Raw genomic sequence first — 14948 nt, forward strand, 5'->3', positions numbered from 1 at the left:
TATTCTTCAGAGACTACGAATATAAGTGTGGTGCGTTAGAACACTCGTTAGTAACTTATAGTGGTTTCTTTAACGAAAATGAATAACTTTGTGTAGTTTAATTCGGTTTCTCTACTCGGTAGAATTTAATATGTGGCGAGAGGACCATTCGGTAGAAACAGGGTCACCGTCACTCGTTAGCGAGAATGACTTGACAGCACTCGATCGCTGCTTCGATGTGGCGGTCGGCGACCACGTCGCCCGTTTCGTCAGCCGACTCAAGTAGTGTGGCAACTTGGCGGACCCGTTTCCGTCTGGTTTGCGTGTCAAGATCGTCACTAGTAGCATCGCGGGCGACGGCTTCAGCTTCTCCGAGCCATCGGTTTGTCGCTGGCGGTACCGGGCGATCTGCGGTCGCAGTTAGGTGAGTCGCTAGTGCGTCGACCGCAGCCCGCGGCTCGGTTGGGATGTCGATCTCGTCCATCATTGTTGGTATGTTAGCGCCCACTCTGAAGAATTGTTGCGCCAAGCCACACGCCAGATGCTTTCGGACGTCTCCAGCCGAGTGCGACCTCTTGTTAGCGTATAGTAGCACGTCCTCGGTATCTGTCCGGACTTGTTCGAGAGACACACCAGACGACACAAACCCGTACGCAACCGAGGATGACTATGGTCGAGTCACTCCTCCGAATTGACGTCGTCCTCTTCGTTCTCATCGGCGTGCTCGGCGGCGCACACTGTATCGGGATGTGTGGGCCGTTAGTGACGATGTACTCGAAACAAATGACGCCGCAGCCCGATGGCGGGGCGGTGACAGCCAACGACGGGCGTCCCGGTCATCTCACGACCTACGAGGTTCGCCAGCACTTCCTGTTCAACGTCGGCCGAGCGACGACATACGCAATTCTCGGGACTCTCTTCGGCGCGCTCGGAAGCGTCGTGTTCGTCACCGCTGACCAGCTGACACCGATCGCCGACCTCCTGCGAGGTGTTGTCGGTCTTGCCGTCGGAGGGTTCATTGTGGCGACCGGCGTTCGATATGTGATTGGAGGAAGCGGAGGCGATATTCGAATCCCCGGCGTCCAGCGCGTTACGTCGTGGCTCGCGACGAGAGTCCATCGGCACGTGAACAGCCCGAGTATTGTTGGGCTCGGCGCCGTTCATGCGTTTCTTCCCTGCCCGATGCTGTATCCCGCGTATCTGTTCGCCCTCGCGAGTGGCTCTCCGACTACCGGGGGAATCGCTCTCGGTGCCCTCGGTATCGGGACGATTCCAGCCGTCTTCCTCTATGGGACGATTATCCAGTCGATCGACGTTGCCCACCGTCGACGCGTTCATCGGCTGCTCGGCGTGGTGTTCGTCGTGCTGGGGTACGTGCTATTCGCGCACGGATTGATGGCACTCGGAGTTCACCTCCCACATCCGATGTTCCCGCATTACCAGCCCCTCGGGGGCGCGATGGGGCACTGACCGAGCACTGGACTTTTTTGGCTCGATATCGGCGACGGGCCCCAATCAACAACTACGATGCGGAAAACGACGGTAGCTGGCCTCCCGGAACGCAAGAACTGTCACGCGGTGGCAACTCGTCCGAGGTCGTCGACGAGCCGTTCGATGTCGGTTTGCGGGCCCCGTGGGTACGCCCGCTCGATGATCCCTTGCTTATTGGCGAGGATGATAAGCCCGTAGTGCGGGAAGCGATACTCTAAATTCTCGATGTCATCTGCCGGTTGCTTCTCGATCTTCAGACCGAAGTGCTCGTCGTGTATCTCTTGGGCCCGCTCGTAGGTCTCTGGGCGGAGGAAGTGCCAGTTCCCCGCGTCGAGGTCGACCCCCTGCTGGCCAGCGTACTCGCGGAGGGCCTCGGCGGTGTCGCGCTCGGGATCGAACGTGATGGGGAGAAACGCGACTTGGTCGCCGTATCCCTCCTCGGTGGCGGCCTCCTGTCCACGACGGAGCCGGAGAATGAGTGCGGGACACACCCCGTCCGGACAGTTGGTGTAAAATGACGTCCACAGCACCGCGCGCTCGCCCTCGAACTGGGCCGTCGATATCTCCTCGCCGTGGATCGGGTCGGGGACGGTGAACTCGGGCATGTTGTCACCGTAGCTCGGGAATGATGCCTCGCTGAGGTCTCGCTCCGGCGGTCCGAGAACGGTTCCTTCGGCGCCACTACTGCCAAGGACACCAAGACAACCGGCAGTGCCGGCGGTGACTCCCGCGACCCCGGCCGTTTTACAGAAACTCCGTCGGTCCATACGTTCGCGTATCGGTCCCGCGGTCTTGAGGTATCTGGTGTGACCTTCGAACGCGCCACTTGCGTCCGATCCGGGCGGGTCCAGCCAGTCAGCTCCTTATTCAAAGAGGCTGTCGACGCTTCGAATGAACCGGTCGACGAGCCGGTCTGGCAGCGAGGGCGACACCACCTCAAGCAACTCAGCCGTGCGGTCCGGGCGGGTCAGCGTGATCGTCATCGGGCGGTCGTCGGATTTCGTGACGATTCCAGCGTCGCTGAGGGTCGAGACGTGCCACGAGACCGTGCTCCGCGCGAGATCCAATTCTGTGGTTAGTGTTTCCGGGCGAAGAGGACCGTCCGCATGGAGCCGCAGTACGATCTCGCGGGCGGTCTCACGTCGAAGGAACGCGAGCGCGCGTCGTTCCCACGGGCCGAAGGTGGGATCGAAGTAGTGAGCCCGACCAGCGATCCGCTCGACCATCAACTCCCCGTCGTTCACTAGTCGTCGGAGATGATACTGCGCCTGTCCGGTGGCGATGCCCAGATCGCGTGTCACCTGGTTGAAGTGGACACCAGGCGTCTCGCGGACGTGTCGTCGCACCCGACCTCTGGTCGTCGCCATCGTGAGTATTCGCCTGTAATCGGCTGAGAGATAAAACCTGTCGGGGGCTTTCCTCCCATGAGAACGTTTTGCCCCGTGTCTTCTTATCACTCCCAACGCATACTGGCCAGTGTCGTGATCGCGTCGCTCATCGTTCGGGCCGTCTTCTCGGCTTTCGTGCCATTGACCGTTCAGGGGTCGCCCGTACTGCTGACCGTCATCGCGTGTGCCGGAATCGGAACCAGCGCGCTCTTCGTCGTGAGCCTCGTCGCGTATCGACGCCGCCAGACCGGCCAGTACCGACTGATCAGCGCCGCGGTTGGGGTGCTTGTTCTACGGTCACTGATTGGCGCTGGGACTGTTCTGGGAGCTGTTCCGATGCCGGTTCACCACTTCGTCGAACACAGCTTTGACTTCCTGATCGCTGCGATGATCCTCTACGCCGTGTACGCTCACGCCCCGGGTTCGCTTGGTGAGGATGTCACAAGCGACTAGCTTGGTTGAGTCCTAGCCAGCTCGATCCCAGTACATACCAATCAGCGCCAGACATCGTCCACTCCAGACCGATCTGTACGCTCGTTGATCCGGAGCGAACGCCTCCTGTGAGTGGTTTATGTCCTCTGGCAAACGCCGTTCGACAGTCACACCAGAACCGTATTGACTCTATATGAAGAACTATAGCTATGAAATCTGAACCTGACTCGCATTTGGTATCGCGTCGACAGGTCGTTCATACAGTCGGCTTGGGAGCCGTAATTGGGACGGCTGGCTGCGTTGGGGGATCCCCTGGATCAAGCTCTGAACCGGTGGATTTGTCGGGTCAAAAGACTGATTACCAAGGTGGAATGGTCATTGGAGACCATGGAGGCCCTAATGGGCAGGTGTTCTACGCCGATACAGAACCCGAGCCCAGACAGGGCCCCGTCCAAGGCTCCGAAGGAACTGAGAACCTTGCTTGGTTTCACACGCTCGCACATGGCCTCTTCCCGTACCATCTTAACCTGGTAGCTGACGGCGCGGAGGCGACCGCGGTATACGTCACGGACTACTCCCGTGTTGATTGGGAGATCCCTGAAGACACTGAGCGAAAGAAGATGCCAGCACCGACCGCCCCCGATACATTCGCCGATGCCACGGGCCTCACATACGTCATCGAATCGGATGTAATGGGTGGAATGGGGCCAGATCTCATGCCGTTCTCGGAACCCAGCGAAGCTGAATCGTTCGCTGATAATTACGGCGGACGGACGATCGAGTACGACGACATCGATCGGTCACTCGTTGATGGAATCCAGATGACTGGGATAAACTAATTGACTTTTCTCATAGTGGAGATAATGAGAACCACACAGGTTCTACTCAAAGAATCTGACACGGTTGATCAGGAGCTAGAAGCCTTTTGTCCGGCAAAATCGTAGCTATTACACACGCGATGGCAACCTCAGAAAACGAATCGAAAGAATGGTCAACTGCGGGACGCCGCAAGGAGCGGCTCGGTTTCAGTATCGACACGGCTCGGACAGCAGTCCACACGGCGATACGCATCTTAGAACGATCAAACAGTTTGCGCCAGGGGAACTGATCGATGGATTCGATAGAGTGGCCGATCGGCTGCTTTCGGTTATCGAATCCGAAGCATCGTTCCGTCGGCCGGTGACAGCTGCGATCGACATCACGACTATCCCCTATTACGGGGATGTCGAAGGGATGTCGATGGTCAGCGGTACGAAGGATAGAGACAGTCGGGCCTTCAAGTTCGCAACGCTCTCGATCATCGGACAGAATATCCCGCTCGTTCTTGCCGTGGAACCGGTTCGAGAAAGTTCTGGATGGGACGACAACCCGTCGAATCAGATCCATCGTACTGTTCGGCGACTCGTTCGACGAGCGAAAAGACACGTTCCGATCGAGACAGTACTCTGTGACCGAGAGTTCGATTCGATACAAGTGTTCCAGACGCTCTCAAACCTCGATGTGAATTACCTCATTCCCAAGCGGATCTCCAGCTCTGAACGGGATATACTCAAACAAATGGAGGAAGACGACCAAGAGGTGGCTGTTGAGTCGGCTTCTGTCCATGTGGAATCTGGATCGCATCCAATGCGGCTCCTGTACGTGCCGTCGACGAGTGGAGAGGGAACGGCCGTCTTCGCGACGAATCTTCGAATCGGTCCCGAGGAAGCCGAGACATTCTGTCAGCGCTACAGCCGCCGGTGGCAGATCGAGAGTGGGTACAAATCGATCAAAGGTGATTTTCTCGCGAAGACCTCCTCGAAAGACTACCGTGTTCGCCTGTTCTACTTCGTGTTCGCGGTCCTCTTGTACAATATCTGGCGGCTGACCGACTTCCTGCTGAAAGCAGGTGTCGACGGGGAAATGGACTACGCGCCTGTGATTGCTGCGGGTGAGTGTGTTGAGCTCGTTGCCTCGGCGTTGATCCCGCACGACTAATCGGCTGAGCTCTCGCTGGGTCCGCCGCTCAAGAGTGACAACCGTATTCAGCAGCGCTAAAATCCACACAATTTCGTACGCTCGTCCGGTAGTTCGAGAGTAAGGATTCAAAATCGATCCCCGACTGCTGAGAATCACCACGACTTGATGGCGATTCGATCCAAAACTAGCCTATCCTCCGAAACTGTGAACTTCCACACTGCGACAGAAGTTGAGACTGGTCGTCTCAATGCATACGGATCTGACACTGATTTCTTTGTACAGGATCTCTCGATCAGCCGAACCCGTGACTTAATTTGAGCGCGTCGTCGATCTCGGCCATTGTCGAGTCGTCGAGACTGCCAGCCACCGAATGGATTCGGTTCTCGACAGACACGACTCGAATTTGGTCAAGCCGCACGGAGGGGCTTTTTTCAAACAGTGAGTCCGACGCTTCCACAAGTAACGCCAATCAACCCGTCAAGAAGCGAGAACGATGATACCCGACCGAGGACTTCTTCCGTCCGACATACTACGGTCGGTAGCGGCCGAAGCTCACAATAGACACTGGATATTGAACGGAGCAGATAAAACGATATCAACACCCAGGAGTTTACGTGATGAGAATAAACGGATCGCGCTCGCGGTTGTAGTCGGCGACGTCTCCGGCGACCGCCTCGATGAGTCGGCGATGAACTTCTCTGGCTGCTCGTCCCTCGTCTGGGCTCAAGTAGTGGAGCCCGCCCAGCTCCGTCCAGAAATCACCGTCAAGCCAAAACAGTGTCTCATCGTTCGACTGGTGGACGATGTCGCCGTTATCGGTCAGTCCCTCGGTGTCGAGTTGGCGACCCGAGAGCTGGGCGCGTGCCAGCACCGCCACAAGTTGCCGGCGTGAAATGGATGCATGAACAGCAACATCGTCGATCAAACTCCCGAAGTAGGCTTCGACAGTATCAATCGTTTGGGAGAACTCATCAAGCGTAACGGAATCTAACGGTATTGTATCTCTTGGTACTTCTCGAGTTTCCCAAGATCGAGAGCCGCTAAGCAATACGTCAGATGCAAGGTTGACTTCAATACTATCCGCCGTTCGACAGTACTGTGTTCTATCCCTGCTCTCGTTCGCAGTGACCTCTTCTAAATACATATTCTCAGAGAGTTCCTTCACACGTCTGTAACAGGTGGCAATCGGGATATCTAGCTCTTGACTCAGCCAGCTAACTGATCGCGGTTCCTTCGCCGCCCGCAGTATATCTACGCTGTATTTCCGCCCGAGTACCGCAACTGCTTCCGTCGACATCTTGTTACCACGATTGATTCTCAAGGCTGAATAGCTGTACCCTATATTTATCGATCTAATTCTATTAGGGCCGATATGAAATGGTTCTCTAAGCGAAAACATAATAGAGCGGAACAACAACATCGGATGTATGAGCGATGGAGACGCGTACACGGAACATACCCCCGCGGGACTTCTCGAATTGTCTTCGGAACTGAATCAAGCTGGTTCTATTGAGGACGTCTCTGTCGTTGCGGTCCGAATGTTGGATCTCAATTTTGATGCGCCTCTTTCGGCGATCTGGGAATACGATGAGGAGGGAAACGAACTCCGCCCAATCGCCGAATCAACTGAGGCACAAGAGGTGATCGGCGATGCACCTATCCTTCCACTCGATTCTCTCGCCGGGCGTGTGTACAGACAGAACCGTCCGGAAGCGTTCGACGATGTCCACGAGGCCGACGGCACGTATAATTCAGACACCCCGATTCGGAGCGAAATTCTTGTTCCAATTTCAGATTTCGGCGTCTTGAGTGTCGGAGCTACTGAAGTAGATGCCTTTACTCAGAAAGACGCAGAACTGGCGAAACTCGTCGCCTCGAATCTCGAACCTGCAATTTCACGAATCCGACACCTCGAGGAGCTACAGGCTGAGCGTGATTGGACACACACGTTGTTTGAAGGCTCCAACGATGCCATTTTCATTAGTGATTCAGACGCGAATTTCGTCCAAGTGAATCAGGCTGCTTGCGAGTTAACTGGCTATGAGCGAGAGGAACTCCTCTCGATGCGTATTCCCGATCTTCACGAAGAGGTCGACTTACATGCCTATCAGGATTACCACGACCAAATTTTAGCTGGCGAACCAGCAACCACTGAAGCGAAACTGCTTCGGAGCGACGACAGTAAAATTGATGTGGAGTTCTCGAACCGTCGGATCGAGCGCGATGGGACGGCCTATATGCATACCGTTGCGAGAGATGTGACGGAACAGCGGGAACGCCGACGTCGTCTGGAGTCATTTCAATCAGCTATCGAGAACGCGAGTGATGGGATTGCTATTTTGGAGAACGAGGAGTACACGTACGTTGATCAAACGCATGCCGACATATACGGGTTCGAGGACAAAAACGAGTTACTCGGGCAGACCTGGCATGAGTTGTACACCGATCCCGTCGAGGTCGAGCACATAGAGGATGAGGCGCTTTCAGCCCTCTGGTCCGATGGAGAGTGGAGAGGTACTGTAACTGCATCTCCAGAAGGCAAGGGAGAATTTCCGACCGAACTATCGCTGACACGCTTGGAAGACGATCGAATCGTCTGTGTTGTCCGTGACGTGTCTGAAAAATATCGGCGTCAAGCGGAACTTCGGGAGAACGAGCGGCGCTTCGAGTCGGTGTTCGAAGATCCTGAGATGCTGGTCGGATTACTGGAAACCACTGGTGAAGTGATCAATGTGAATGAAACAGCCCTGGAGTACGTTTCGCACGCTAAAGATGAGCTGTTGGGGGAACCGATCTGGGAAGGAGACTGGTGGTCGCATTCAAAGACTCTGCAGGACGATCTAAAAGACTGGATCGAACGAGCGGCTGCTGGCGAGTACGTCAGTTTCCAGGCTGAACATCTGGATCAGGACGGTAATATGCGGTTCTTTACCGGGACTATCCGCCCTGTTACAGGGGAATCAGGCGTCGAATCGCTCGTTATTTCCAGTCGGGATATCACGCCCCGCGAGCAGCGCCGTCGCGAATTGGAGACGTTCCAACAGGCTGTCGAGGATGCGAAAGACGGCTTCGCCATCCTCGAAGATGGAGAATACACCTACATCGACGAGACACACGTGGATATGTATGGATTCGACGATACTGACCAACTCATCGGGAACTCCTGGCGGATGCTCTATGACGAAGATGAGGTAGAGCGTCTTGAGTCGGAAGCCTTCCCTGTTCTTGAGTCGGAGGGGCACTGGCGGGGCAAAGTAACCGGATCCCAACCGGGCGGAACGACCTTCCCGGCCGAGATCTCTCTGACTATCATCGATGATGGTCCCCTCGTGTGTACTGTGCGCGATGAAACTGAAAGACAGCAACGGGAGCGTGAACTCGAACTCAAGGAGCAAGCGATTGACTCCTCGAATGTTGGGGTCATGATCACCGACCCACAGCGAGAAGACAACCCGATCGAGTACGTAAATAAAGGATTCACCGACATTACTGGCTACCAGGAGGACGACGCCTTAGGTCGTAATCCACGTTTCCTCCAGGGACCCGAGACAGACCCAGACGAAATATCGAAGCTTCGGGAGGCGATTGCGGCCGGTGAACCGGTAACAGTAGAACTGAAAAACTACCGAAAAGACGGAAGTGAATACTGGAATCGATTGTCTGTCACGCCAGTCACTGATGCAGATGGGACGCTTTCGAAGTTTATTGGCATACAGCAGGACGTAACAGGTCGGAGGCAACGGACTCGGAGCCTGGCAGAACAAAACCGGAAACTCGAATTGGTTCTTTCTGGAACGGACACTGGTATTGCAGAGTGGAGTCTTGAGACGGATCAGATATCATTCGACGACACGCTTGTCGATTTACTTGGCCATGATCCGGACAACTATGAAGAGTTCGTACAGATCGTCGCGCCGGAAGATCGGGACCGTGTTCGTGAGTCACTAGAACGAGTCGGCGAGACCAACGACTTGTCTGCGGATTTCAGAGTTATTGATGCCAACGAACAAACGCGATGGATACACACAGATGCTGTTCTGATACCCGATGACGAAACTGGAGAGAGACTTGTCGCGATTGCCACGGACATAACGGAGCAAAAACGACGGATTCGGCAGATTCAACAGGAGCGGAAGCGATTCGAGATCCTCTCGGAAAGTCTCGAGGAATACGCCTTTGTACTTCTCGATGACGATGGACAGATCGACAGCTGGAATGATGGAGCAGCCGACATCTTTGGATATGACGAAGAAGCTGCAATTGGTATGCCAGCAGCAGAGTTACACCCTGAACAGGATCAAAAACGTGGGATTGCTGATCGGTTACTAAAACAGGCATCACTCGCAGGAGAAAGTACTCACGAAGGACAGCGAGTCCGTCAGGATGGATCGTCGTTTCCTGCAGAAGTCTCATACGTCCCGCTTCAAACTGAAGATGGAGTGTTCCTGGGATACGGGATGGTCATCAGAGATCTTACTAACCAGCGTCAACAGCGGCGTAGAACAGAGCGGTTCGTTGAGGAATCAGTCGACGTCGTGTCTATCTTAGATCGCGACGGGTGTTTCACCTATCTTAGTGGCTCTGCTGAACGGGTTCTCGGATATGATCCAACTCAGCTAAATCAAGAGAGTGTCTTTGATATTATCCATCCTGAGGATCGGGAACGTGTAATGGAAGCGTTTTTCGCCGCCGTGGAGGATTCCGATTCAAGCGTTCAGCTAGAGTTCCAAGCAATGGATGCGGATGAGGAGTGGATTACTGTAGAAGCACGTGGACGGAATCTCTTTGATGATGAAGCAATTGGTGGGTTTCTGTTATATATACGTGACATCAGTAATATAAAAGAACAGACGAAAAAATTCGAATCCGTATTCAATCAAACGTTCCAATTGACGGGACTGCTGACCCAGAGTGGTGAAATCCTCGAGCTAAACGACCCCCTCACGGAGTTCGGCGGCACAGGTGTCGAAGAGAGCAGAGGCACACCACTCTGGGAGTGTCCTCTGTTCGCGCATTCGTCTGAAGTGCAAACTCAAATCAGACAAGCAGTTACTGAAGCATCTTCGGGTTCATTCGTTCGGTTCAACGTGGAAGCAGAAGGCGTTGATGGACTCGCCAGCTTCGACTTCTCGGTCAAGCCGATCTCAAGCCAGCGCGGGGAGCTTAGCTTCCTGGTATTCGAGGCACGAGATGTTACAGCTCAGGAGCAGCGTCGGCGACACGTCCAGGTCTTACACCGGATTATGCGGCACAATATCCGAAATGATCTGACGAAACTGAGAGGGTATGTCGATCTGCTTGCGTCGGACACAGAGACAGACACTCGTGAACAGCGCGCTGCGACGATCCGAGACATTCTCGACAAGTGGGAAAGAATGGCAAACAAGACCCAAGAGCTCCAGAATATACTCACGAGCGAGAGCGCTCTCGCTTCCCACCAGAGTGCTCAGCAAATAGCTGAGGATATTCAAGCGAAAAAAGAAGACGAGCATGCTAATGCGAATATTACTATCACAGCCGACCACGATATAGAACCACAAATACCGAGTAACCTTGAGAAGGCGATTTCTGAGCTCGTTGAGAACGCCATCACAGCGAACGATACTGAGCATCCATCCGTACAGATCAGTGTCTCGCAACCCGATGAACGGTGGGTAGAGGTTTGTGTGTCCGATACTGGGCCTGGACTCCCGGAAATGGAGAAAAATCTCCTCGAAACTGGCGAAGAAACACCGCTAAGTCACGGTCAGGGGCTCGGATTGTGGATGGTGCGGGCACTGGTGACTCGTGCTGGGGGATCGATTTCAGTCGACACCTCGGGCGATGGGAGTGAGATCAGACTGGAAGTCCCCACCCAACCGGCTCGAGAGGACTCACAAAAACCGGGCATCGTGTCGTAAACTATGACCCAAAACGGAAACACAAAAATCCTGGTCGTCGAGGATGACCAGAGTTTGGCTGAGCTGTATGCAGAGTGGCTCTCAGACCGTTATGTTGTCGAAACCGCGTACTCTGGCGAAGAAGCCTTAGAAGCGTTTGATGCGACTGTCGATATCGTCCTTCTGGATCGGATGATGCCTGGGTTATCCGGCGGAGAGGTTCTTACGCGACTCAGACAATATGAGTCGAACTGCCAGGTGGTTATCGTCTCTGCGGTGACACCGGACTTCGATATCGTCAAAATGGGATTCGATGCGTATCTCGAAAAGCCCGTTGAAGCTGACGACCTCGAAGACGTTATCTCCCAGATGCTCACTCGAGCCGAGTACAACGAAGATCTGCAAGAGCTGTTCTCGCTGATAGAACGCCAATCGACCTTGGAAGCGGTCATGGACCCAGATACCCTCGAAACGAGCCCGAAATACCAGGCACTCACGGACCAAATCACAGAACTCGAGGATAAAGTCGAACGGTACCTCCAGAACCTGCCAGACAGGGATTTTCGAGTGGCTATTGAGCGCCTGCAACGAACAGCAGCAGAGCGCAGGGAACAGCAGCAGTACCAGTCCCTCACTGAAGACGTCCTGGACACATCAGAGGAAGGGATCGTTGTAGTAGATCGCGACGGACTGGTGGTGTGGGCAAACGAAACTACGGAAGATTTACTCGGAGTTGACAGAGACGATATCCAAGGGGCTGACTACAGTCGCATTGCTTCTGAATCGTACAAGGAATATCCCTCAGGTGAGCAAACACTGTCTGACCTCGTAACTCATTCTCTAGAGAATATGAATTCCGAAGTCGAAGCCGTCGTCCGTATCCCTGAAACGGCTTCGAAAGAGCAGCAGTGGTTGGAGTACTGGAGCGGACCGATCGAAACTGGTCTTTATGCCGGTGGGCGGATTGAACACTACCACAATATTACTGAGAGGTACGCGTATGAACAACAGCTTGAGGATCTGCATGCGGTTTCTCGCGATCTAATGACAGCGGACTCGGAACGTAGCATCGGCGAGACCGTGACAACTGCCGCAGTCGGGGAACTCGGATTCGAGTTTGCTGCGATATATACACGAGAAGAGCACACGGGACGCTTGATCCCACTCGCACACGCATCCACGGAGGATATTACTGAAATCGAACTTCCTTCCATCTCTGAAGGAGACACACCAGTCTGGACAGCCTACGTGACTCGAACAGAACAGTTGAGTCCCGAAGACGAAGACGTTACACATACCCAGTCGAGCCAGTGGTTGGCAGAGGAGTTCTCGTCGTGGCGACTCTACTCACTAGAATCAGAGGGGGTTCTGTTGGTGGGTATGACCACAACGCCAGAGATTCCCTCGAGAAAGAACAAATTGGCAAAGACGTTAGCAGCGAACGCAGCAAGCGCATTCGAACGAACAGCCCAAGAGGCGGCCCTTCGGGAACGTGACCAGCGATTAAACGAGCAAAACGAACGGCTGACACGACTGGATCGCATCAACACACTGATACGGTCGATAAGTGCCACGGTTATCAGTGCAAATACACGAGAAGAACTGGAGCAAGAGGTCTGTAATGCTTTAGCTCATCTGAATCTGATTAGCGGGGCGTGGATCGGTAAAAAAGATATTAATACGAATACGATCGAGGTCAGAGCCAAAACGGAGTCGCTCCAATATCAAAAAGTGGGGGCGAACGACACTCCAGCAGATGACAATACCCAACGGAATCACTCTAAATTGCCACCTGCTGAACGGGCATACAAGATTGAAGGTTCGGTCGTGGAGAACGACTTAATGACCGCTCGCTCCGAAACGGAGTGGGAACAAGACGCACTGAAAAATGGCACCAACTCGATTGTGGCTGTACCACTACAGAGCGAGGCTTCGATCCTTGGCGTATTAGAAGTCCACTCCAAACTGCCAAACGCCTTCGCTGAAGAAGAGGTGACAGCCCTCACAGAGCTCGGTCAAATAATAGGTCACGGGATATCAGCACTCCGGCAAAAGGCGGCGCTTCTATCCGGTGGGGGCACAATTCTCGAAATCCAGTTCGAGGACGATACTGGCCTTGCAACTCTTGTTTCGGATATGGAGACGGATCTCGAAGTGTTGAATGTAGTGACTGAGAGTCCAGATCACCTCCTGTTCGCGCGAGTGACCGGTGAAAACGTGACCCCCGAGGCGTTCGAAGCCGCTGGTTTCGATCCAGAGACGGTCATTTTGAGCGACTCTCGAAATGGTATCTACTGTAAAGTCCCGGTGCGGAACAGCAGCTTTTGCGAGAAACTGACCGACCAAGGAGTTGCGATAAATCAAATCACAAACGCTTCCGAGTCCAACGAGATCGTGGTTTCAGTAACCGTGCCATTCACCGTCGACGTCGGGGAATATCTGAGTTCACTCCGGGAAGACTACACTGATCTCACCCTGTTATCCAAACTGGATAGTGAGCGAGGAGAAACTAATACCTCTCTCTCAGCACGTCTTGATGGAGCTCTTACCGCCCGGCAAGAAGAAGTCTTACAGACGGCGCTCTACGCAGGGTATTTTAATTGGCCGCGGGATGCCGATTCGACGTCGATTGCCAAGACTCTCGATATCGCACAGTCAACGTTCAACCAACATCTTCGAGCTGCTGAGTCTAATCTGCTGACGACTCTCTATCAGGATTCAACCGAGCCGTGACCTGCCTCAGTATCACGTTCTACAGTACTCGGGCTGTCCTGCTTATCGACATTCGGAAAACTGGTTCCAAATAGTGGGCCTTTCCATATAGGCATTAAACTTGGCAACCCGATATTAGAGGGTAGAAGACGTTTTATTGTAGAATAGATGTATTCTGTATGGCCGAAAGCTCTTCGCACCGAGAGTCCAGACCCGAAGGATGGAGTACGGATTCGCTCATTATCCGGGAATTTGACAGGCCCGTTTGTGTCTCGGAGGCGGTCATTGAGACGCTTATGGAAGCTGTCGAATACTGGCCGGACTTCAATAGATCTCCTCCAGTATTCGAATTCGTGGATGCAGACAAGTTAGATGGCTTGTTCAAAACGCGTGCAGTCGACGAGACCAGCCATATGCCCTCTGTGGAGTTTCTCTTTCAGCACGCCCTTGTGACGGTTCTGTATGGATCAACAGTGCGTGTCATCGTCGAACGAGATGCGTGAGTGAGAATAGATGACCCATTCCAGTACCGTTCTGATCGTCGAAGACGAAGAGAATCTCGCTGACTTGTTTGGCATTTGGCTACAGGAGCAGTTCGAGGTTCATGTGGCCTATTCCGGGGAAGATGCACTGGAAATCTTCGCTGAGGAACCGATTGATATTGTCCTTTTAGATCGTCGAATGCCGGGCCTCTCTGGCACGGAGGTGCTACAATCAATTCGTGAAGGCGGCGATGCCCAGCAGGTGATCATGGTAACAGCTGTTCAGCCAACGGAAGACCTAGCGTCCATCGATGTGGATGACTATCTTCTCAAACCAATCGACCGGACAAAGCTTCTTCGAGCTGTGGAAGCTGCAGAGCTGATTCTAACATACGAAGATTCACTCACAGAGCTTCTCTCACTCACCGCGAGGAAAGCCACGTTAGAAGCGAACCTTGACAAAACAGAGCTGGAAAAGGACGATCGATACGGCGATCTCCTCCAGAGAATACGGGAGTTGGAGGAGGAAGCTGATACGACACTTCAGCGTCTCGAAACAGATTATCAGATCGATATGCTGGTCAGAGACCAGCGTATCGGATCCCAACCTGTAGAGCAGTTCTGAT

11 protein-coding genes and 2 pseudogenes are annotated in these 14948 nt (G+C 53.8%); 8 read left to right on the forward strand and 5 right to left on the reverse strand.

Annotation, left to right across the window (positions count from 1 at the left end; all coding sequences use genetic code 11):
* Positions 1 to 169 precede the first annotated feature (169 nt).
* Complete coding sequence (locus HPS36_RS15555) at positions 170 to 466, reverse strand: hypothetical protein (protein WP_137717157.1); 297 nt, start codon at positions 464 to 466, stop codon at positions 170 to 172.
* A 182-nt stretch (positions 467 to 648) separates the two neighbouring features.
* Here HPS36_RS15555 and HPS36_RS15560 point away from each other — a divergent pair, with 182 nt between their 5' ends.
* Entirely contained in the window at positions 649 to 1449 is an 801-nt protein-coding gene (locus HPS36_RS15560; protein WP_137717156.1) for a sulfite exporter TauE/SafE family protein, read from the forward strand.
* Positions 1450 to 1550: 101 nt separating this feature from the next.
* Here the strand turns inward: HPS36_RS15560 and HPS36_RS15565 are convergent, their stop codons facing one another.
* Entirely contained in the window at positions 1551 to 2237 is a 687-nt protein-coding gene (locus tag HPS36_RS15565) for an SCO family protein (RefSeq protein ID WP_137717155.1), read from the reverse strand.
* 96 nt (positions 2238 to 2333) lie between these two features.
* Positions 2334 to 2837 carry a winged helix-turn-helix transcriptional regulator gene (locus tag HPS36_RS15570; protein WP_173230892.1) on the reverse strand — a complete coding sequence of 168 codons (504 nt, stop codon included), beginning with the start codon at positions 2835 to 2837 and terminating at the stop codon, positions 2334 to 2336.
* 114 nt (positions 2838 to 2951) lie between these two features.
* On the opposite strand from HPS36_RS15570, the gene HPS36_RS15575 reads away from it, so the two are divergent.
* The 3 genes and pseudogenes from HPS36_RS15575 to HPS36_RS15585 form a co-directional block, all read left to right on the forward strand.
* Complete coding sequence (locus HPS36_RS15575; RefSeq protein ID WP_094494806.1) at positions 2952 to 3311, forward strand: DUF7471 family protein; 360 nt, start codon at positions 2952 to 2954, stop codon at positions 3309 to 3311.
* A gap of 188 nt (positions 3312 to 3499) precedes the next feature.
* On the forward strand, positions 3500 to 4129 hold the full coding sequence (locus tag HPS36_RS15580) for a nitrous oxide reductase accessory protein NosL (protein ID WP_173230893.1): 630 nt from the start codon (positions 3500 to 3502) through the stop codon (positions 4127 to 4129).
* A gap of 148 nt (positions 4130 to 4277) precedes the next feature.
* Positions 4278 to 5267 (forward strand): annotated as a pseudogene (locus HPS36_RS15585) (transposase); the annotation flags it as partial.
* 274 nt (positions 5268 to 5541) lie between these two features.
* Here the strand turns inward: HPS36_RS15585 and HPS36_RS15590 are convergent.
* Together HPS36_RS15590 and HPS36_RS15595 are read right to left on the reverse strand one after the other, a co-directional pair.
* Positions 5542 to 5712 (reverse strand): annotated as a pseudogene (locus HPS36_RS15590) (type II toxin-antitoxin system PemK/MazF family toxin); the annotation flags it as partial.
* A 147-nt stretch (positions 5713 to 5859) separates the two neighbouring features.
* Positions 5860 to 6246 (reverse strand): hypothetical protein, encoded by a 387-nt coding sequence (locus tag HPS36_RS15595; protein ID WP_173230964.1) that lies wholly within the window; start codon positions 6244 to 6246, stop codon positions 5860 to 5862.
* A gap of 430 nt (positions 6247 to 6676) precedes the next feature.
* Between HPS36_RS15595 and HPS36_RS15600 the strand changes: the two genes are divergently transcribed.
* The 4 genes from HPS36_RS15600 to HPS36_RS15615 all read left to right on the forward strand — a co-directional run bounded on the left by HPS36_RS15600 (position 6677) and on the right by HPS36_RS15615 (position 14947).
* On the forward strand, positions 6677 to 11149 hold the full coding sequence (locus tag HPS36_RS15600) for a PAS domain S-box protein (protein WP_173230894.1): 4473 nt from the start codon (positions 6677 to 6679) through the stop codon (positions 11147 to 11149).
* Between the two features lie 3 nt (positions 11150 to 11152).
* On the forward strand, positions 11153 to 13861 hold the full coding sequence (locus HPS36_RS15605) for a response regulator (RefSeq protein WP_173230895.1): 2709 nt from the start codon (positions 11153 to 11155) through the stop codon (positions 13859 to 13861).
* Between the two features lie 158 nt (positions 13862 to 14019).
* A complete protein-coding gene (locus tag HPS36_RS15610) occupies positions 14020 to 14343 on the forward strand; it encodes a HalOD1 output domain-containing protein (RefSeq protein ID WP_173230896.1) in 324 nt (107 codons plus the stop codon).
* Positions 14344 to 14353: 10 nt separating this feature from the next.
* Positions 14354 to 14947 (forward strand): response regulator, encoded by a 594-nt coding sequence (locus HPS36_RS15615; protein WP_123124630.1) that lies wholly within the window; start codon positions 14354 to 14356, stop codon positions 14945 to 14947.
* The last annotated feature ends 1 nt before the right edge of the window (position 14948 follow it).

The sequence above is a fragment of the Halorubrum salinarum genome (assembly GCF_013267195.1).
Classification (GTDB): Archaea; Halobacteriota; Halobacteria; order Halobacteriales; family Haloferacaceae; genus Halorubrum; species Halorubrum salinarum.